Genomic DNA, 18,834 nt, shown 5'->3' on the forward strand with positions numbered 1-18,834 from the left:
ACCGTTCTCCTCGCCTGACAAGGGAAGGAGACGTGTCTTCAATCCTGTCGCCTCGATAACCCTCCGCACCCCGGAGCGGACCTGATGCAGGTCCGGAGCCACCCCCCGTCCGGTTGGCCCGCGCTGGTGCTGAACGCCGACTTCCGGCCGCTGTCCTATTATCCGCTGTCGGTCTGGCCGTGGGAGGAGGTGGTCAAGGCGGTGTACCAGGACCGCGTCGATATTGTCTCCGTCTACGACAAGGTCGTGCGCAGCCCGTCCATGGAGATCCAGCTGCCCAGCGTGATCGCGCTGAAAAGCTATGTGGATCAGGACCGCCAGCCCGCCTTCACCCGTTTCAACGTCTTCCTGCGCGACGGCTTCGTCTGCCAGTACTGCGGCGACAGCGCCGAGCTGACCTTCGACCACGTCATCCCGCGTTGCCGGGGCGGGCGCACCACGTGGGAGAATATCGTCGCCGCCTGCGGCCCCTGCAACCTGCGCAAGGGCGGCCGCACGCCCCAGCAGGCCCAGATGATGATCCGCCGCCAACCGCACCGGCCCAACGCCTGGCAGTTGCAGGAACACGGCCGGAAGTTCCCGCCGCACTATCTGCACCAAAGCTGGCTGGACTATCTGTACTGGGACATCGAGCTGGAGCCGTAGGGGAGAAACGCCAAGGCGTCTCCCGACGGAACGCCGCTCGCAAGGGGGCGTTGACGAAGGCCCCCGCTTGCCGCAGTCGAGCCCCTATGAAAATCCGCGTCCGCGCCGACCTCGTCTATCGCTTCGATCCGCCCACCGACGCCATCTACAAGATCCAGGTCGCGCACTGGCCGGGTCAGCATGTGGTCGAGGAGCGGCTGACCACGACCCCGCATGTCGACTTCATCGAGAACGAGGACGACGAGTTCGGGGCGCGGACCCTGCGCGCGCACCTGAACGGCGAGGTGGCCCTGACCTATGAGGCGGTGGTCGACAACGGCACGCTGAAGGGCCTGCCGCCGGTGACGGTGCAGCACGACTGGAACGACCTGCCGCCCGAGGTGCTGACCTATCTGTGGCCCAGCCGCTATTGCCCGTCGGACCAGTTCGGCCGGTTCGCGGAGCGGACCTTCGGCGGCACCATCGGGGGCGAGCGCGTGCTGGCCATCCTGGAGTGGATCAAGGCCAATATCGACTATGAGCCCGGCGCCTCGGACAGCGAGACGACGGCGGCGCGGACCTTCATCGACCGGGCCGGGGTGTGCCGCGACTTCACCCACATGGGCATCACCCTGTGCCGGGCGTCGGGCATTCCGGCGCGGGCGGTCAGCGCCTTCGCGCACCAGCTGAACCCGCCGGACTTCCACGCCATCTTCGAGGTCTGGCTGTCGGACGGCTGGTGGCTGGTCGATCCGACCGGGCTGGCGCCGGTCGAGGGGCTGGTGCGGATCGCCTGCGGCCGCGACGCCGCGGACATCGCCTTCCTGACGACCCAGGGGACGTGCCAGCTGGTGCGTCAGTCGGTCAGCGCGGTGGCGGTGGACTAGCGCGGCTCACGCCCCTTCCACACCTCGATGAAGTCGAGGCGGCGCAGGACCCGGTTGTCCGGGTCGATCAGGACATGGGCGTTGGCGGGGGCGGCGATCTCGTCCCGGCCGCCGGTCATGGGCGCGGTGACGCGGCGGCCGTCGATCTCGATCTCGACCGGCATGGGGAAGGTCTGGCCGTCGCCGGTGACCCACTCCAGCCGCAGCCGGTCGCCGTCGCGCGTCTGGCGCAGGTCGGGCAGGGCGGCGTTGTAGAGATAGCCGCGGAAGAACCAGTCGAGGTCCTGCCCGGTCTCCTCGTTGACGATGGCCAGGAACTCGGCGGTCGTGGCGTAGCGCGGGGCGAAATTGCCCGGGCGCGGATCGGGGCGGCCGTAGACCAGCCGGGTGACCGAGCGGAAGAAGGCCTCGTCCCCGATCAGCAGGCGCAGGCTGTGGGCGATGAGCGAGCCCTTGTTGTAAATGTCGAGGCCGGGCCCGACGTCGCCCTTGTAGACCTCGTCCTCGGACTTGGGCGTGCCGGAGACGACCGGGAACTGGTTCGCCAGCCCCTGCCGCTGCTTCAGCAGGGCGGACTGCATGAACATGTCGCCGTTCAGCCAGCGGTCGTAGAGCGGCTGCATATAGGTGCCCAGCCCCTCGTGCAGCCACATGTCGTCGGCGTTGGCGTTGGTCAGCTGATTGCCGAACCACTCGTGCGACAGCTCGTGGTGCAGCAGCCAGTCGAAGCCGCGGCCGTCCAGCTTGTACTCATTGCCATAGGCGTTGATCGTCTGGTGCTCCATGCCCAGGTGCGGGGTCTCGACCACGCCCATCTTCTCGTCGCCGAAGGGGAAGGGGCCGACGGTGGCTTCGTAGAAGTCCAGCATGGGGGCGAACTCGGCGAACAGGGCGCGGACCTTGGCCGGATCGTCGCCGCGCAGATGCCAGTAGGACATCGGGATCGTATTGCCGAAGCGGCTGCGATAGTCGGCGCGGACCTCGTCGTACGGCCCGATGTTCAGGGCGATGGCGTAGGTGTTCGGGTGGGCCGCCGACCAGTGCCAGGTGGTCCAGCCGTCGGCCTGGCTCTCGGTGCCCATGAAGCGGCCGTTGGAGGGGGCCGACAGACCGGGCGGGACGGTGATGTGCAGATCGACGCGGCCGGGCTCGGCCAGGGGGCTGTCGATGCAGGGCCAGAAGATGTCGCAGCCCTCGGGCTGGACGGCGGTGGCGATCCACGGCTGGCCGTCGGGCGTGGTGGCCCAGACGAAGCCGCCGTCCCACGGCGCGCGCGGCGCGACGCGCGGGGCGCCGGCGTAGGCGATGCGAATCTGCACGGTGTCGCCCGCGGCCAGATCGCGGCCCAGGTCGATCCACAGCCGGCCCTCCGGATTGCGCCAGCCGCCCTCGCCCTGATCCAGTTCCCGTCCGTCCACCTGCACCGAGGCGATGGTCAGCAGGGTGTCCAGCTCCAGCGGCAGGACGCTGAGCGGGGCGGTGGCGGTGAAGTCGAGGACGGCGACGCCCTCGATGGTTTTGTCGTCGGGGATGACCTTGATCGACAGGTCGGCCTTGTCGATGCGGACGGCCTCCTGCTCCGGCGTGCGCGGCTGGTCGGTGGCGAGGGTGAAGGCGGTCGATTCGCGCGTGATCTGCGGGGCGCCCACGGCCTCCTGCGCGACGGCGGGCAGGGCGGTCAGGGCCAGCAGGGAGGCGCCCAGAAGGGCGGCGCGGCGAACGGATTTGGACACGATACAGGCTCCCGGCGAACAGGCGGGCAGACTGGCGGGCAGGGACGGTTCAGGCAAACAAAAAGGCCGGCGTTTCCGCCGGCCTCTTCAGAACTTCAAAGCAGTCGCGCCTCAGGCGGCGGCGGCTTGCTCGGCCAGCTTGGCCTTGACCTGACGCTTGATGCGTTGGGCGGCAGCCGACAGTTGCTCGTCGCGCGCCTTGACGATGAACGGGTCCAGGCCGCCCTTGAAGTCGAGGGTGCGCAGGGCGGCGTTCGAGATACGCAGGCTGAACGACTGGCCCAGAGCTTCCGAAGCGACCTTGACCGTCTTCAGCGACGGCAGGAAGCGGCGCTTGGTCTTGATGTTCGAGTGGCTCACGCTGTGGCCGACCATGGGGCCGATACCGGTGAGTTCGCAACGACGCGACATCTGACTATCCTTCGGAGCGGTCCGCCAAGGGGGCGAACGCATGAAACAGGTGCGCGCGAGACACCGTCCAGCGCGAGAGGTGGGGCGTATAGAGGAAGAGTCCGCGAGGCGTCAAGGCGTCAGGGCGCGGTCCGCCGTTCAGCCGCCGTTCAATTCCCGCCATATATCCACTTTACCCATGATCCGACCAACCGCCCGAGGGCCGAAGATGAAAACCGTCCTGACCCGCGCCGCCGCCGTCGCCGTTCCCGCGATGGTCGGCGCCCTGTTCCTGGCCGCGCCCGCGACGCCGCAGGCCGCCATGGCGCCGCAGCAGAGCGCGGACACCGTCCTGCCCGGCTACTGGGAATATACGACCAGCGCGGTGGGCGTGCGCGACACCGAGCAGAAATGCGTGCGGCCCAGCGAGATCAACCGGTTCTTCGGCGGCCTGTCGACGCGCCGCTGGCGCTGCACCTATCCGGTGCGTCAGGTCGGCGGCGGCAACGCCCGATTCGAAGGCGTCTGCACCGACCACAAGAACCGGCGCGTGAACGTGCGCCTGAACGGGACCTATACGCAGGAAAGCTTCACCTTCCGCGGCGGAGCCCAGCTGGCGCGCGGCACGCCCTACCTGCCGGCCTCGATCACCGCGCGCCGTCTGGCCGCGGCCTGCCCGGCGAACGCGGAATATTTCTGAGGGTCCGTCGTCTCCCGCCGCCGGCCCGGCGGCGGGAGACGGTCCGGTCCTACCAGTAGCCGCCCGGGCACTGGCCGGCGGCGGTCTGGATCACATAATCCGACTTCGAACCGGCCAGAACGCCTGAGCCGACGATGCCGTTGACGCAGCGATCCAGCTGATGCCCGACGACCGTGGTGTAGGTCGCGTCGCTATAATAGAATTTCTCGTAGAGCAGGCCCGGCGGAACCGCCGACGCGGCGCCGGCGACGGCCGCCACGGCCAAGGCCACGGTGACCACAACAGACTTGATGAGCTTCATGTCAGACCCTCCGTTGGTGAAGGTCCGCATTGGTGCAGACGACGGAGCGGCTGTACAATCGGAAATAGGCTTGACGGATAACTTTCGCGTGTCTCCACGCTAGTGGGCGGCTCGCCCCGGTTTCAGCTTCATCGCCTGGTGCAGAACCACCGCGACCACCCCGCCCACGACGACCCCGATGACGGCAGAGATCAGGGCGGTGGTCAGCCAGCCCAGCAGGCCGCCGAACGGGCCCGTGGCCCCGGCGATGGCGTGGGCCAGATGCTCGACCGGCACGGCGGGCCAGTGCAGGCCCAGGGTATGGGCGCCGTGCATCAGGATCCCGCCGCCGACCCACAGCATCGCGGCGGTGCCGATCACCGACAGGGACGACATGACCACGGGCATGCCCTTGACCAGTCCGCGCCCGACCGTCTGGCTGAGGCGCGAGGACCGCTGGGCCATATGCAGGCCGATGTCGTCCATCTTCACGATCAGCCCCACCGCGCCATAGACCGCGACGGTCATCGCCAGGCCGACGACGATCAGCACCCCGGCCTGGATCGCCAGCGGCCTGTCGGCCACGTCGTTCAGGGCGATGACCATGATCTCGGCCGACAGGATCAGATCGGTGCGCACCGCGCCGGAGACCGTCTTCTTTTCCAGATGGGCGGGGTCGTCGAGCACGGGCGCCTCGTCCTCACCGTGGCCGCCGCCGAACATCTCCATCAGCTTCTCGGCCCCCTCGAAGCAGAGGTAGGTCCCGCCGCACATCAGCAGGGGCGTCAGGGCCCAGGGGGCGAAGGCGGTCAGCAGCAGGGCGACCGGCAGGATCAGCAGCAACTTGTTGCGTATCGAGCCGATGGCGATCTTGCCGATGATCGGCAGCTCGCGGCTGGGCTCCAGTCCGGTGACATATTTTGGCGTCACCGCCGCATCGTCGACCACCACGCCCGCCGCCTTGACCCCGGCCTTGCCGGCCGCCGCGCCCACATCATCAATCGACGCCGCCGCCAGCTTGGCGATCCCCGCCACGTCGTCGAGCAGGGCGATAAGTCCGGAGGGCATGGGCGGTCCGCGAGGCAGAAGAGGGAGGTCGGCAGAGGTAGGGGATGGCGGAGCGGCTGTCGATGCGCGTCAGGCCGGTCGCGAGGCGGCGGGGGCAGCCACGCTGTTGTCGACGCAGGCCGCTCTCGCCGTCCGTCGCGCAAAACAAAAGGCCCGGGATCGCTCCCGGGCCTTCGGCTTTTCAGCGATGCGCGTCGATCAGGCGGCTTCGGCCTCGGCGGCGGCCGGGGCGGCGGCCTTCTTGGCGCTCAGGGACTTGCCGAGCAGTTCGACGGCGGCGTCCTTGTCGATCTTGTTGGCGGCGGCGACTTCGCGGGCCATGCGGTCCAAGGCCGACTCGTACAGCTGACGCTCCGAGTACGACTGTTCCGGCTGGCTGTCGGCGCGGTGCAGGTCACGGACCACTTCGGCGATCGAGACCAGGTCGCCCGAGTTGATCTTGGCTTCGTATTCCTGGGCGCGACGCGACCACATGGTCCGCTTGACCCGGGCGCGGCCCTTGAGGGTCGTCAGCGCCTTGGTCACGACGTCGTCGGCGGCCAGCGAACGCAGGCCGGCGGTCTTCGCCTTCTTGGTCGGGACGCGCAGGGTCATCTTCTCGTGGTCGAAGGTCACGACATAGACCTCCAGCGACATGCCCGCGATTTCCTGGGTCTCGACGGCCGCGACCTTGCCGACGCCGTGCGCCGGATAGACCACCGCGTCGCCTACCTTGAATTCCAGACCAGTCTTGCTCGTCATGTCATTTCCTTTCCCGACTCAGCGGGAGGGAGAGGCGAAGGCGCACGGAGAACAGGCTGACAGCCGCCGGAAACAGGTTCCGCCGGGGTGTCTGTCTGGTCGTCAAATGCGGAAACGTATCACCCAACCTCTGGCCGATCCCACCTGCATGGATGGGATTCTGTCGCAAACGCGGGCGGCGCGAGGATTTCGCAGACCGCCCGACCCAATGACAGTAACCTATCACAAATCTGCGGAATTTCAAAACGTCCACAGCGTCAGTGCGGAGAAGGGTGGAAATCCTCTCCGGATCGGGGCAGCGCGCCGTGTCTGCGCTCAGCTGCCCTTGCCGGGCGCGGGCGAGAAATATTTCTCGAACTTGCCGGTTTCGCGTTCGAACTGTTCCTTGTCCGACGGCGCCTCGCCCTTGACGGTGATGTTGGGCCAGACCTTGGCGTATTCGGCGTTGATCTGCAGCCACTTGCCGTCCGGCTCGTCCTCGGTGTCGGGGACGATGGCGTCGACGGGGCATTCCGGTTCGCAGACGCCGCAGTCGATGCATTCGTCCGGGGCGATGACCAGGAAGTTCTCGCCCTCATAGAAGCAGTCGACCGGGCACACCTCGACGCAATCCATGAATTTGCAGCGCACGCAGGCGTCGGTGACGATGTAGGTCATGAATGTGGGCAGGCGTTCGGTGAGGGGCGCGGACGCGCAGATGACCCTCGTGGGACGAAGTGTCAACCGGATGGGGTGTTTCGGGGTTGCGGCTGTGGCGTCAGCCGCTATTTAGTATCCATCACTCTTACAGATTATCGGAGCTTGCCCCATGCGTCCCTTCCTTCGCTACGCCGCCGTCGGTGTCGCCTCTGTCGCCCTGCTGACCGGCGGCGCGGTCGTGGCCCAGGCCGCGCTGACCAAGGTTCCGGCGGAAGTCACGGCGGGCGCGTACAAGCTGGATTCCGATCACGGCAAGATCACCTGGTCGGTCAGCCATATGGGCTTCTCGACCTACACCGGCCAGTTCGTGAACGTGCAGGCTGAGCTGAGCCTGAACACCGCCAACCCCTCGGCCTCGACCCTGACGGCGACCATTCCGCTGGCCGACGTGGCCTCGGGCAATGCGGCGCTGAACGGCCACTTGCAGACGGCCGACTTCTTCGACACCGCCAATCACCCGACGGCGACCTTCGTCTCGCGCTCGGTGACCGTGGACGCCGATGACGCCAACGAGGCGACCGTGGTCGGCGACCTGACCCTGCGCGGCGTGACGCGTCCGGTGACCATCGAGGTCGAGTTCAACCAGGCCGGTCCGTCGATGGGCAATACCTACAAGGCCGGCTTTGACGGTGAAGCCACCATCAAGCGCTCGGAATTCGGCATCAACTACGGCATCCCGATGGGCCTGGGCGACGAGGTCAAGCTGCACCTCGAGGGCGAATTCACCCTTCAGCAGTAAGATCGTAGAGGGCGCGGGCTTCCTCGGCGGGCCCGCGCCGCTCACCCAGGGCGATCACTTCCAGATCGACCAGCCGCCCGCCGAGGGCGAAGACCAGCCGGTCGCCGGGGTGGACGGCGCGGCTGGGCTTGTCGAGCCGCACCTGCCGGCCCTGATGGGTCAGGCGGATGGCGCCCTTCTCGACCAGCGCCGCCGCCAGCGTCCGCGTCTTCGCGAACCGCGCGCGCCATAACCAGACATCGATACGGACCGAGGCCTCGCTCATTCGGGCGTGGCGCGTCGCCGGGGGCGCTTGCGCCGGGCGGGGGCAGGCGGCGGCGCCGTCAGGGCGGCCAGCGCCGCGAAGGGCGAGTCCTTCACTGGCCTGGGCGCGCGATCGGCGCGATCCGGCTGCTGCGCGCGCACGGTCTTCAGCGCGGCCGACAGGGCTTTCGCCTCTTCGGCCGAGATGTGCAGCTCCTTCAGGTCGCGATCCGAGAGCCTGCCGTCGCCCTTTGACCGGCGCTCGGACAGGGCTTCCAGCAACTCCACCGGCGCGGCGAAGCGGCCGACGGCGCGCAGGCCGAAGGCGGACAACAGCCGCGGCGAGGGCGGCGGCGCGGGCAGGACGCTGAGCCCGGACGGTTTCGGGCGAAAGTTCTCCCGCGCCATGAAGGCCTGGGCCACCACACGGGCGCGGTCCTTCAGCAGGGCGGGCTGCCAGACGGAATGGGCGCCGAGGCGGACGCCGAACTCCTTCAGGGTGCGGCGCTCGACCTGCGACAGGGCGGCCAGATCGCGCTCCACCTCGCGCCGGTCGATGACGCCCCCGGCTTCCAGCAGGCGGAAGGCGATGCCGCGCGGCAGGCCCTTCAGGCTGCCGCTCTCGATCGCGGTCTTCAGCCGGCGCAGGGGACGCAGGGCCCGGCCGGACTCGCCCGCCAGCCAGGCCTCCAGCCTTTTGGTCGCCCGCTCGCGCGCCGCGACGGCGCCGAGATCGCCGAGCAGGCGGATGCGCGGCGCGAAGGGCTCGCCGCCGGTGATGACCCCCGCCTGCGCCCCGCGCCACAGCACGGCGCCGTCGGGGGTGACGGAAAAGGCCTCGTCCGGCTCGGCGGCCAGCTGGCCCAGGCGTTTGGCGATCTCCGGCGTCACCGCCTGGCGCGCGGCGTGGCGCAGGGCGCGGTCCTCCAGCGCGGTCGAGCCCTTGTCGATCTGGAAGTCGATGCCGGTCAGGCGGCCGACGGAGTGACCCTCGACGATGACCTCGCCGGTCTCGTCCTCGACCTGGGCCATGGCGTCGCCGCGCACGTTCAGCGCCTGCATCAGGGCCGTGGTGCGCCGGTCGACGAAGCGGGCGGTCAGGCGTTCGTGCAGGACGTCGGACAGCCGCTCCTCCAGCGCCTTGGTCCGGTCGCGCCAGCCCTGGGCCTGATCCAGCCAGTCGGGGCGGTTGGCGATATAGCTGAGGGTGCGAACGCCGCTGAGCCGGGCCGACAGCTGGTCGATCTGGCCGTCGTCGCGGTCCAGCTCGGCGAAGCGGGGCGCGATCCAGTCCTCGACCAGCCGTCCGCGCTTGCCGGTCAGGGCCTGGAAGATCTCCTTCGACAGCCGCCCGTGCTCATCCAGCGTCGTCTTCTGGAAGTCCGGCAGCTGGCAGGCCTCCCACAGGCGCATGATGGCGCCGCGCGAGCGGCCGATGCGGGCCACCTCCTCATCCTTGATCAGGCGGCGCAGCAGGGTCTCGTCCAGCGCCGGGGCGGTCAGGTTCAGCCCGCGCGTGTTCGGCGTGACCACCAGCGAGCGCAGCAGGTCGTTCAGGGTGTCGAAGTCCAGCCGGGCGTTGCGCCACTCGGCGCTCTCGACCGGATCGAAGCGATGCTCGACCACCTGTTCGACCAGATCGGGGTCCAGCTCCAGCGCCTCGCCCGTGACGCCGAAGGTGCCGTCGCGCAGGTGGCGACCGGCGCGCCCGGCGATCTGGCCGATCTCGTTGGCGTACAGCCAGCGGGTGCGGCGGCCGTCGAACTTGCGCAGGCCCGCGAAGGCGACATGGTCCACGTCCATGTTCAGCCCCATGCCGATGGCGTCGGTGGCGACCAGGAAGTCGACCTCGCCCGACTGGAACAGCTCGACCTGGGCGTTGCGGGTACGGGGGCTGAGCGAGCCCATGACCACGGCGGCGCCGCCCCGCTGGCGCCGGATCAGCTCGGCGATGGCGTAGACCTGGTCCGTGCTGAAGGCGACGATGGCGCTGCGGCGGGGCAGGCGGGTCAGCTTCTTCGACCCGGCATAGGACAGGGTCGACAGCCGGTCGCGCGACACGATCTCCACATCGGGGACCAGCGCCCGGATCAGCGGCGCCATCGTGCCGGCGCCGAGGAACATCGTCTCCTCGCGGCCGCGGGCATGCAGCAGGCGCTGGGTGAAGACGTGGCCGCGCTCGGGGTCGGCGACCAGCTGGATTTCGTCGATGGCCAGGAATTCGACCGTCCGCTCCAGCGGCATGGCCTCGACGGTGCAGACGAAATAGTGCGGCCGCTCAGGGACGATCTTCTCCTCGCCCGTGATCAGGGCGACCTTGGAGGCGCCGCGCTGGCGCACGATGCGGTCATAGATCTCGCGCGCCAGAAGACGCAGCGGCAGGCCGATCATGCCCGAGGCGTGACCCAGCATCCGCTCGACCGCCAGATGGGTCTTGCCGGTATTCGTGGGGCCCAGGATCGCCGTTACGCGCGACGGGGCCCGGCCTGTGCCGCGATCACTCATGTCAGTGGAAAGGTGGCCCTTCCGGCGCAGTTCCTCAAGCGGAAGTCTCGCGGACGTGACCGGGGTAAACGCCGGGCTGTCCCGAAGCGGAACAGGGGCGAAACGAATCAGGACCGAATCACCGACACGGCCCGATTCGGGGTTTGTTCCCTACAAGATATTGTATCTTAAGGCCGATTAACCACAACCCTTTTCCGGCCGGCACGGTCTGGCCCGACAGGCGGCGGGCCAGAAAAAGGGGCGGCGGGAAGAAATCCCCGCCGCCCCGCTTCCGTCACGCGTCGCGCTCCGCTAGTTCACCCGACCATGGCCCCGTAGCTCAGCTGCATAGAGCAAGGCTTTCCTAAAGCCGAGGTCGCAGGTTGGAGTCCTGCCGGGGTCGCCAGTTTTCATGGGAATATCAACCGGCGGTCATTGAATTTGCGGGGGCTATTCAGTGAATTTTCGGCCTGCAGTCCGAAGATCATACTGATTTTCTTGAACGCAATTGCTCCCATAAAAATGGTGAGTAGCGACCAGGCTCCCCAGCCCCAAACAATTACATCAATATAGCTGGTCAGTATGTTTCTTGCGCTCCATGCAACAAGTGGAAGCGAAAGAAGTAAAACTAGCGCTATTGATTATAAAAAGTACCAGGGCGCTGGTATGGGATATGGGTATATTCCTGTTGATTTTATCTTATCTTGCGTCTCTTTCTTTTCACCGGATCCGCCTTCACATAAGCGTACAGGTTCGCGCCGGCCGCATGGTTGAGTGACCGCAAGCCGGAGCGGCGCCTGCACCGCTTCTGCACACCCCCTCCGCTGAGGCTCCTTCCCCGATCCCGCACGCCTGAACCCTGACCCGCGACAACGACCGCCTCAGCAAAGGGGAGGTCCATGCTCAGCACCCATCCATTCACGCGTGCGTCGTTCTGGCTGAAGGTCGGGGTCGCGGCCCTGCTGGCCGGTCTGGCGAACGCCCTGTTCTTCTGGTCCGCGCCGTGGGGCGCCGTCGTCGGGGCCTTCGCGGCGGCCTGGATCGTCGGGGTGCTGGTCGTCCGGCGCGGCCTGTTGCGGGACCGGCGGGCCCTGTTCGCCATCCTTGCGGCGGCGGCGCTGGCGGCGGTGATGATCGAGCGGCCGGACGGGCTGGGCTGGCTGATGTTCGGCCTGCTTCTGACCGTGGCGGTGCTGTCGGCGCGGGTGCGCGAGGCGGAGCCCGCCTGGCGCTGGGCGCAGCGGATCATCATCCATGTCGCGGTCGGGCTGGTCGGGCCGATCCTGGATCTGGTGCGGCTGGGTCGGCTGCGGCGTCGACGGTCGGGCAAGGTGTCGCCGGCGGCGCTGCTGAAGCTGCTGGCCCTGCCGATGATCGGCGGGCTGGTCTTCCTGCTGCTGTTCGCCCGGGCCAATCCGGTGATCTCCGGCGTGCTGGACGCCCTGCGCCTGCCGCCGCTGTCAGGCGTCACGATCCTGCGCCTGATCGGCTCGCTGATCGCCATGGTCCTGGTGGGGATGATCCTGCGTCCGCGCTGGTATCGGCGGCTGCAGGCCCTGCCCTCGCTGGGCGAGCGGCGCATTCCCGGGGTCAACCCCGCCTCCGTCACCCTGTCGCTGCTGGTCTTCAACGTCCTGTTCGCCCTGCAGAACGGGCTGGACGTCGCCTTCCTGTGGAGCGGCGCGCCCCTGCCGGGGGAGATGACGCTGGCGGACTATGCGCACCGCGGCGCCTATCCCCTGATCGTCACGGCCCTGCTGGCCGGCCTGTTCGTGCTGGTCGCCCTGCGGCCCGGATCGGAAACGGCGAAGCGGCCGCTGGTGCGCGGGCTGGTGACCCTGTGGGTCGGGCAGAACATGGTGCTGGTCGCCTCGGCCCTGCTGCGCACGGCGGACTATGTCGAGGGCTATGCCCTGACCCGCTTCCGCATCGCGGCCATGCTCTGGATGGTGCTGGTCGGGATCGGCCTGCTGCTGATCGGCTGGCGCCTGCTGAAGAACAAGGACGGCCACTGGCTGATCGACGCCAATGTGAAGCTGGTGCTGGTCGTGCTGGCGGCCGTCAGCACGATCGATCTGGGCGCCGTGGCGGCGTCCTGGAACGTGAAGCATGGGCGGGAGGTGGACGGCACGGGCGCGGTCCTCGACGTGGGCTATCTGCACTCGCTGGGCGAGCCGGCGCTGGTGTCTCTGGTCGAGCTGGAGCGGACGACGGACGACCCGGCGCTGCGTGACCGTCTGGCCGCCGTGCGCCAGCCGATCCTGTTCGACCTGAGGCGCCGCCAGTCGGACTGGCGCAGCTGGACCTGGCGGGGGGAACGGCGACTGGCGCGGGTCCGGGCCCTGACCGCGAGCCGCCCGCTGACGCCGCCGGCGCCCGGCAGCCGCGACTGGGACGGTCGCCTGCGGCCCCCGCCGCCCCCGCCGACCCCGCCGGACGTCCCGCCTCCGGTGGCGATGCCGCCGCAGGAGTCCGTCCTCACACCGTTGACCTCCGCCCCGGGAGCCTGAACATGGCGATCATGCAACGCACTGTTCTGGTGGTCGATGACGACCCCCACATTCGCGACCTTCTGACCTTCGCCCTGCGCAAGGCGGGACTGGCCACGCGCGAGGCGGCGGACGGGGAGGCGGCCCTGATCGATCTGGACGCCCACCCGTCCGATCTGGTGGTGCTGGATATCAACATGCCGCGCATGGACGGGATCGAGACCTGCCGTCGCCTGCGGGCCAGGGGCGACACCCCGGTGCTGTTCCTGTCGTCGCGGGACGATGAGTTCGACCGCATCCTGGGCATCGAACTGGGCGCCGACGACTATGTCACCAAGCCGTTCAGCCCGCGCGAGGTGGTGGCCCGCGTGGCGGCCATCCTGCGACGCACGGCGCGGACGCCCGCGCCCCTGCCGTCGGGCGCGGTGAGCCACGGCCAGTTGTCGCTGGACGCCGAGGGCTGGCGCGCCGCCTGGGGCGGGGCCGAGGTGCCGCTGACGGTGACGGAGTTCGCCATCGTGCGGGTGCTGGCCGCCCAGCCGCGCATGGTCTTCACCCGCGACGCCATCATCGACCGGGTCCACGGACCGGGCTTCGCCATGACCGACCGGACCATCGACAGCCACATCCGCAACCTGCGCGGCAAGTTCGCGGCGGTGGGCGGCGGGGACGTGGTCGAGACGCGGGCCGGGCTGGGCTATCAGCTCGGCCGCTGCGCCGGCGCCTCGGCGTGACGAAGGGGGCACCGGGACGGTTCCGCCTGTTCGTCCGGCGGCACTGGCCGGCGTTGAGACTGAGGACCATCCTGCTGTCTGTGCTGCTGTTCGCCGCCCTGTTGCCGGGGTTCGCGGGCATCTTCCTGCGGGTCTACGAGAACACCCTCGTGCGCCAGACCGAGGCCGAGCTGGTGGCCCAGACGGCGGTCCTGACGGCCACGGCCGAGGCCCTCTGGCCAGGGACGCGCCTGACGGCTCCGACGCAGGCGCAGCGCGAAACGCCGGGCTGGTATCAGCCGGAGGGGGCCACCATCGACCTGGGCTCGACCCCGGTCCTGCCCGTCCGTCCGCCGGCACGGGCCGCGGGCGCGCCTGACGCCGACGCGATGGCGGTCGGGTCGCGGCTGGACGCCATCATGCAGGAGACCAGCCGCACCACCCTGGCCTCGATCATCCTGCTGGACCGCAATGGCGTGGTGGTCAGCGGCTTCGGACAGGGCGGTAGCTGGAAGGACATACCGGAGGTCCGCGCGGCCCTGGCCGGACGGGCGGATACGGTGCTGAGGCGCAACGATTCCTACCACCCGCGCTATTCGATGGAGTGGCTCAGCCGGGCGTCGGGCCTGCGTATCCACCACGCCCGGCCGGTGGTGGTGAACGGCCGGGTGGAGGGGGTGGTGCTGGTCTCGCGCTCGCCCCGCGCCCTGTTCCGGGGGATCTATCAGGATCGCATCAAGATCGCGCTGGGCGTGGTCGGGGTGCTGGGGTTCATCGGCTTCCTGGCGGTGCTGGTGTCGCGCGGCATCGCCAAGCCGATCGAACGTCTCAGCCGGGTCACGCGTGAGGTCGCCGCCGGGGGCGGGGAGGTCCCGCCGCCGCCGAGCACCGCCGCGATCGAGATCCGCACCCTTTACGAGGATTTCGGCGTCATGGCCGAGGCCATCGACCGCCGCTCCCGCTACCTCCGCGACTTCGCCGCCGCCGTCAGCCACGAGTTCAAGACCCCGCTGGCGGGAATCAACGGCGCGGTCGAACTGTTGCAGGACCACGAGGACATGGAGCCGGAGGAGCGTCGCCGCTTCCTGGACAACATCGCCGCCGACGGCCGGCGGTTGTCGGCGCTGGTGACGCGGTTGATGGATCTGGCGCGCGCGGACATGGCGCGGCCCGAGGCGGGCCTGTCGGTGGACCTGAAGCCGCCGCTGCGGAAAGCCCTCGACGCGGGCTCGCCGGAGCTGACCATCACACTGGAGCTGCCCGACGATCTGCCGCCCGTGGCCGCGCCCGAGGCGACGCTGGAGGTGGTGGTCTCGACCATGCTGGAGAACAGCCGTCAGGCCGGGGCGAAGGCAGTGCGGATCGCCGCGCGGCGGGCGGGCGAGACGGTGATCCTGTCCCTTTCGGACGACGGCCCGGGCGTGACGCCCGCCGACCACCACCGCGTGTTCGAGCCCTTCTTCACCACCCGCCGCAGCGAGGGCGGGGCGGGGCTGGGTCTGTCCATCGCCCGCGCCCTTCTGGCCGCCAATCAGGCGACGCTGGACCTCGTGCCGTCAGCGGCCGGGGCGGTGTTCGAGATCGGCCTGCCGGTGGCCGACGCCTGAGGCGTCACTTCCACTTCGAGCCATCGCCGTGCTTGCCGATGCTTTCCCACTCGGGCGGGGCGGCCTTGTGCACGAACTGCTCGGACACCAGCCAGCCCTTCAGCGGACGCAGCACGGCCAGGCAGCCGAGCGCCAGCAGGGGCATGGTCACGACCATGTGGACCCAGATCGGCGGGTGGACGGTGAACTCGAACCACATGAACAGCGCCATTCCGACGACGCCGACCAGGCTCATGCCGAAGAAGGCGGGCCCGTCCGCCGGATCGGCGAAGCTGTAGTCCAGGCCGCAGTTCGGGCAGTTGTCGCGGATGGTCAGGAAGCCGCGCAGCAACGGACCTTCGCCACAGCGGGGGCAGCGGCAGCGCAGGCCGGTCTTCAGGGTGCTGAGAGGCGGGTAGACGGGGTCGCTCATGGCGGGTCCGGTTCCTTCGTTGATCCGATGTCGGCCTGTTGCAGGCGGACCGCAAGCCGGGCTGTTTGTCACGGTGGGCAAATTGTCCAAGGCCGGGGGCCGGTCACCATCCGTTAACCGTGCTTAAAGAGCAGACGCGCGAGTGTGCGCGCGTATGTCCGGGGCCCGCACCAGCAAGCGCATTCTGAGAACGACCGCGGCGGCCGCCGCGGCCGGCGCCGTCGTGCTCGCCCCCATGACGCCCCTGTACGCCCAGGAGGGCGCGGGGCCGCTGGATCCCGTCACCATCCGCGTCGGCGCCAATGAGACCTTCACCCGTGTCGAGTTCGCCGGGGTCATCGGGGCCCGGTCGCAGATCCGCCGCGAGGGCAACACCGTCGTCGTCCGTATCGGCTCGACCGCCGCGCCGGACGTGTCGCGCCTGCGCGTCGATCCGCCCAAGGGAGTCGAGAAGGTCGAGACACGCTCGGTCCGGGGCGGCACCGAACTGATCCTGACGCTGGCCGAGGGCGCGGATGTCCGCACCGGCGCGGCGGACGGGGCGGTCTTCGTCAACCTGTACGCCACAGCCCCGGAAGCGCCGGTCGTCCCGCTGGAGCAGGCCCGGGTCGCCACCGTGCCGGTGGTGTCCCATGTCGCGCCCGGCAAGGTCAGCCTCGACTTCAAATGGGACCAGCCGGTCGCCGCCGCCGTCTTCCGTCGGGGCGACGCGGTCTGGGTGGTGTTCGACACGCCCGCCCGTTTCGACATGGACGGGGCGAAGGATCTCGGACCCGCGACCGGCGCGCACTGGACCGCCGGGCCGGACCACGTCGCCGTCCGCCTCGCCGCGCCGCGCGCCCTGCGGGTCTCCGCCACCGCCACCGGCGCGACCTGGACGGTCACCGTCGGCGGACCCGCGGCCTCGGCGGGCGGGGTCACCGTCGACCGGGATGATACGGGCGAGCCCGCGCTGGTCGCGCGCATGGCCGGGGCGACCAAGGCGATCTGGCTGACCGACCCGATGGCCGGCGACCGCTTCGCCGCCGTCACCGCCCGCGCGCCGGGCAAGGGCTTCGCCGATAGCCGCCAGACGATCGACATGACGATCCTGCCGAGCGCGCATGGTCTGGCGATCGAGACCCTGGTGTCGGACCTCGCCATCCGCGCCGATGGCGATCTGGTCACCCTCAGCCGTCCGGGCGGCCTGACCCTGTCGGCGCCGTCGGCCGCGCTGGAGGCGCCGAGCTCGGAGCCGGGCGCGCCGCAGAAGGGCAAATATCCCGGCCTGATCGTGGCCGGTTGGGAGAGCACCGGCCACGCCGGATTCGCCGCCCGCTATCGCCAGCTGCAGGACGCCGCCGGCGAGGAGGCCGGAGCCGCCGGGGACAATCCCCGCGCGCCCGTAGAGGCCCGCCTGGCCTTCGCGCGCTTCCTCGCCGGATCGGGCCTGTCCTACGAGGCCATCGGCGTGCTGAACGCCATCGTCGCCAAGGCGCCCAACATGGCGGGCGAGCCTGAGTTGCGCGGCCTGCGCGGCGCGGCGCGTGCGTCGATCGGGCGGCTCGAAGAGGCGCAGGCCGACTTCGCCTCCGCCGCGGTGGCCGGCGACCCGGCCTCGGCCGTGTGGCGCGGCTATATCGCCTCGAAACAGGGCGACTGGGCCGCCGCGCGTCAGGCCTTCGCCGCCGGGGCCGGCGCCGTCGACGACTTCCCGCCCGCCTGGCGCGCCCGCTTCGGCGCCGCCCATGCCGAGGCCGCGCTGGAAAGCGGCGACCCCGAGGCCGCGCGCGCCCTGCTGAGCTATGTGTTCAGCCAGAACGCCCCCGCCGCCGACCAGCTGGCCGCCCGTAATGTGCAGGCCCGGCTGTTCGAGCAGGACGGCATGGGCGACCGGGCGCTGGCGGTCTACACCGCCGTCGGCCGCGCCCCGCTGGACAATGTCGCCGTCCCCGCCCGACTGGGCCTGATCCGCCTGTCCCTGGCGCGCGGGACGATGAAGCCGGACGCGGCGGCCAAGGAGCTGGAGGCGCTGCGCTGGCGCTGGCGCGGCGACGCCACCGAGCTCTCGGTCATCCGCGAGCTGGGCAAGCTGTACCTGTCGCAGGGCCTGTATCGCGAGGCGCTGACCGCGCTGAAGGGCGCGGGCGGGCGGATGAACCGTCTGCCGGGCGCGGCGGACCTGTCCCTCGACCTGGCCAACGCCTTCCGCATGCTGTTCCTCGAGGGCGGCGCGGACGGGCTGCAGCCGGTGCAGGCGCTGGGCCTGTTCTATGATTTCCGGGAACTGACCCCCATCGGCGCCGACGGCGACGAGATGGTGCGTCGTCTGGCCCGCCGCCTGATCGACGTGGACCTGCTGGATCAGGCCGCCGAACTGCTGAAGCATCAGGTCGACACCCGGCTGGAAGGCGTCGCCAAGGCGCAGGTCGCGACCGATCTGGCCACCGTCTATCTGATGGACCGCCAGCCGGAGAAGGCCCTGCAGGCGATCTGGAGTTCGCGCTCGACCCTGCTGCCGAACGCCCTGAACGCGGAGCGGCGGGCGCTGGAGGCGCGCGCCCTGATGAACCTGGGCCGCTACGACCACGCGCTGGAAGTGCTGGGCGCGGACGCCTCGTCCGATGCCAGTGCGGTGAAGGCCGAAATCTTCTGGAAGCAGGAAAACTGGGGCGCGGCGGCGACGCTGTACGACGCCGCCCTGGGGGAGCGCTTCAAGACCCCGACGGCGCTCAGCGCCGACGAAGAGGCCCGCCTGATCCGGGCCGGCGTCGGCTATTCGCTGGCGAATGACGCAGCCGGGCTGGGTCGGCTGTCGCGCAACTATCGTCCGTTCGTGGCCGGGGCCCGTTCGAAGATCGCCCTGTCGATCGCGCTCGAGGGGATGAGCGGTACGGACGGTACGGTCTCGGCCGGCGACTTCACCACCCTCAGCCGGTCGGCGGACACCTTCGCCGGCTGGGTCAATGAGATGAAGGCCGAGCTCAGACAGAAAACGGGCGGGACTCGCCCAGCGACCCCCGCCCGTTCCTGAATCACCATCAGC

17 protein-coding genes and 1 tRNA gene are annotated in these 18,834 nt (G+C 69.6%); 9 read left to right on the forward strand and 9 right to left on the reverse strand.

Going from position 1 to position 18,834, the window contains the following annotated elements; all coding sequences use genetic code 11:
* Window positions 1-84: 84 nt before the first annotated feature.
* Window positions 85-645: an HNH endonuclease gene (locus tag ACW174_RS09640; protein ID WP_492014214.1), complete on the forward strand. Its 561-nt coding sequence runs from the start codon at window positions 85-87 to the stop codon at window positions 643-645.
* A gap of 86 nt (window positions 646-731) precedes the next feature.
* On the forward strand, window positions 732-1,511 hold the full coding sequence (locus ACW174_RS09645; protein WP_492014215.1) for a transglutaminase-like domain-containing protein: 780 nt from the start codon (window positions 732-734) through the stop codon (window positions 1,509-1,511).
* Here the strand turns inward: ACW174_RS09645 and ACW174_RS09650 are convergent.
* Together ACW174_RS09650 and rpmB are read right to left on the reverse strand one after the other, a co-directional pair.
* Window positions 1,508-3,244: a M1 family metallopeptidase gene (locus ACW174_RS09650; RefSeq protein ID WP_492014216.1), complete on the reverse strand. Its 1,737-nt coding sequence runs from the start codon at window positions 3,242-3,244 to the stop codon at window positions 1,508-1,510. The genes ACW174_RS09645 and ACW174_RS09650 overlap by 4 nt on opposite strands.
* A 111-nt stretch (window positions 3,245-3,355) precedes the next feature.
* Window positions 3,356-3,655, reverse strand: a complete 300-nt coding sequence (gene rpmB, locus ACW174_RS09655; protein ID WP_492014217.1) for a 50S ribosomal protein L28 — start codon at window positions 3,653-3,655, stop codon at window positions 3,356-3,358.
* A gap of 208 nt (window positions 3,656-3,863) precedes the next feature.
* Here rpmB and ACW174_RS09660 point away from each other — a divergent pair, with 208 nt between their 5' ends.
* A complete protein-coding gene (locus ACW174_RS09660) occupies window positions 3,864-4,334 on the forward strand; it encodes a DUF3617 domain-containing protein (RefSeq protein ID WP_492014218.1) in 471 nt (156 codons plus the stop codon).
* A 49-nt stretch (window positions 4,335-4,383) separates the two neighbouring features.
* Here ACW174_RS09660 and ACW174_RS09665 read toward each other — a convergent pair whose 3' ends face one another.
* From ACW174_RS09665 to fdxA, 4 genes are all read right to left on the reverse strand, one after another.
* Window positions 4,384-4,635: a hypothetical protein gene (locus ACW174_RS09665; RefSeq protein ID WP_492014219.1), complete on the reverse strand. Its 252-nt coding sequence runs from the start codon at window positions 4,633-4,635 to the stop codon at window positions 4,384-4,386.
* 99 nt (window positions 4,636-4,734) lie between these two features.
* Entirely contained in the window at window positions 4,735-5,682 is a 948-nt protein-coding gene (locus tag ACW174_RS09670) for a DUF808 domain-containing protein (RefSeq protein WP_492014220.1), read from the reverse strand.
* Between the two features lie 198 nt (window positions 5,683-5,880).
* Window positions 5,881-6,423, reverse strand: coding sequence for a CarD family transcriptional regulator (locus ACW174_RS09675; RefSeq protein WP_492014221.1), 543 nt, complete (start codon window positions 6,421-6,423; stop codon window positions 5,881-5,883).
* A 315-nt stretch (window positions 6,424-6,738) separates the two neighbouring features.
* Window positions 6,739-7,080 carry a ferredoxin FdxA gene (gene fdxA / locus ACW174_RS09680; RefSeq protein ID WP_492014222.1) on the reverse strand — a complete coding sequence of 114 codons (342 nt, stop codon included), beginning with the start codon at window positions 7,078-7,080 and terminating at the stop codon, window positions 6,739-6,741.
* Window positions 7,081-7,231: 151 nt separating this feature from the next.
* Between fdxA and ACW174_RS09685 the strand changes: the two genes are divergently transcribed.
* Window positions 7,232-7,861 (forward strand): YceI family protein, encoded by a 630-nt coding sequence (locus ACW174_RS09685; protein ID WP_492014223.1) that lies wholly within the window; start codon window positions 7,232-7,234, stop codon window positions 7,859-7,861.
* On the opposite strand, the gene ACW174_RS09690 is transcribed toward ACW174_RS09685, so the two are convergent.
* A complete protein-coding gene (locus ACW174_RS09690) occupies window positions 7,845-8,126 on the reverse strand; it encodes an RNA-binding S4 domain-containing protein (RefSeq protein ID WP_492014224.1) in 282 nt (93 codons plus the stop codon). The two genes, ACW174_RS09685 and ACW174_RS09690, sit on opposite strands and share 17 nt — an antisense overlap.
* Complete coding sequence (locus ACW174_RS09695) at window positions 8,123-10,609, reverse strand: helicase-related protein (protein ID WP_492014225.1); 2,487 nt, start codon at window positions 10,607-10,609, stop codon at window positions 8,123-8,125. The genes ACW174_RS09690 and ACW174_RS09695 overlap by 4 nt, the downstream gene beginning before the upstream one ends.
* 308 nt (window positions 10,610-10,917) lie before the next feature.
* Between ACW174_RS09695 and ACW174_RS09700 the strand changes: the two genes are divergently transcribed.
* From ACW174_RS09700 to ACW174_RS09715, 4 genes are all read left to right on the forward strand, one after another.
* Window positions 10,918-10,994: transfer RNA gene (locus ACW174_RS09700), tRNA-Arg, on the forward strand.
* Window positions 10,995-11,487: 493 nt separating this feature from the next.
* Window positions 11,488-13,098 carry a DUF4153 domain-containing protein gene (locus tag ACW174_RS09705; protein WP_492014226.1) on the forward strand — a complete coding sequence of 537 codons (1,611 nt, stop codon included), beginning with the start codon at window positions 11,488-11,490 and terminating at the stop codon, window positions 13,096-13,098.
* Between the two features lie 2 nt (window positions 13,099-13,100).
* Window positions 13,101-13,811, forward strand: a complete 711-nt coding sequence (locus tag ACW174_RS09710; RefSeq protein ID WP_492014227.1) for a response regulator — start codon at window positions 13,101-13,103, stop codon at window positions 13,809-13,811.
* Entirely contained in the window at window positions 13,808-15,397 is a 1,590-nt protein-coding gene (locus ACW174_RS09715; RefSeq protein WP_492014228.1) for a sensor histidine kinase, read from the forward strand. The genes ACW174_RS09710 and ACW174_RS09715 overlap by 4 nt, the downstream gene beginning before the upstream one ends.
* Before the next feature lie 4 nt (window positions 15,398-15,401).
* Here ACW174_RS09715 and ACW174_RS09720 read toward each other — a convergent pair whose 3' ends face one another.
* Window positions 15,402-15,809, reverse strand: a complete 408-nt coding sequence (locus ACW174_RS09720; RefSeq protein ID WP_492014229.1) for a DUF983 domain-containing protein — start codon at window positions 15,807-15,809, stop codon at window positions 15,402-15,404.
* Between the two features lie 154 nt (window positions 15,810-15,963).
* On the opposite strand from ACW174_RS09720, the gene ACW174_RS09725 reads away from it, so the two are divergent.
* Window positions 15,964-18,822 carry a tetratricopeptide repeat protein gene (locus tag ACW174_RS09725; RefSeq protein ID WP_492014230.1) on the forward strand — a complete coding sequence of 953 codons (2,859 nt, stop codon included), beginning with the start codon at window positions 15,964-15,966 and terminating at the stop codon, window positions 18,820-18,822.
* Window positions 18,823-18,834 lie beyond the last annotated feature (12 nt).

This window comes from Brevundimonas sp. AVps31 (assembly GCF_058681355.1).

Coding starts and splice junctions, on each gene's coding strand:
- ACW174_RS09640 (WP_492014214.1), top strand. CDS start 85: ATGCAGGTCCGGAGCCACCCCCCGTCCGGTTGGCCCGCGCTGGTGCTG.
- ACW174_RS09645 (WP_492014215.1), top strand. CDS start 732: ATGAAAATCCGCGTCCGCGCCGACCTCGTCTATCGCTTCGATCCGCCC.
- rpmB (WP_492014217.1), bottom strand. CDS start 3,655: ATGTCGCGTCGTTGCGAACTCACCGGTATCGGCCCCATGGTCGGCCAC.
- ACW174_RS09660 (WP_492014218.1), top strand. CDS start 3,864: ATGAAAACCGTCCTGACCCGCGCCGCCGCCGTCGCCGTTCCCGCGATG.
- ACW174_RS09665 (WP_492014219.1), bottom strand. CDS start 4,635: ATGAAGCTCATCAAGTCTGTTGTGGTCACCGTGGCCTTGGCCGTGGCG.
- ACW174_RS09670 (WP_492014220.1), bottom strand. CDS start 5,682: ATGCCCTCCGGACTTATCGCCCTGCTCGACGACGTGGCGGGGATCGCC.
- ACW174_RS09675 (WP_492014221.1), bottom strand. CDS start 6,423: ATGACGAGCAAGACTGGTCTGGAATTCAAGGTAGGCGACGCGGTGGTC.
- fdxA (WP_492014222.1), bottom strand. CDS start 7,080: ATGACCTACATCGTCACCGACGCCTGCGTGCGCTGCAAATTCATGGAT.
- ACW174_RS09685 (WP_492014223.1), top strand. CDS start 7,232: ATGCGTCCCTTCCTTCGCTACGCCGCCGTCGGTGTCGCCTCTGTCGCC.
- ACW174_RS09690 (WP_492014224.1), bottom strand. CDS start 8,126: ATGAGCGAGGCCTCGGTCCGTATCGATGTCTGGTTATGGCGCGCGCGG.
- ACW174_RS09695 (WP_492014225.1), bottom strand. CDS start 10,609: ATGAGTGATCGCGGCACAGGCCGGGCCCCGTCGCGCGTAACGGCGATC.
- ACW174_RS09705 (WP_492014226.1), top strand. CDS start 11,488: ATGCTCAGCACCCATCCATTCACGCGTGCGTCGTTCTGGCTGAAGGTC.
- ACW174_RS09710 (WP_492014227.1), top strand. CDS start 13,101: ATGGCGATCATGCAACGCACTGTTCTGGTGGTCGATGACGACCCCCAC.
- ACW174_RS09720 (WP_492014229.1), bottom strand. CDS start 15,809: ATGAGCGACCCCGTCTACCCGCCTCTCAGCACCCTGAAGACCGGCCTG.
- ACW174_RS09725 (WP_492014230.1), top strand. CDS start 15,964: ATGTCCGGGGCCCGCACCAGCAAGCGCATTCTGAGAACGACCGCGGCG.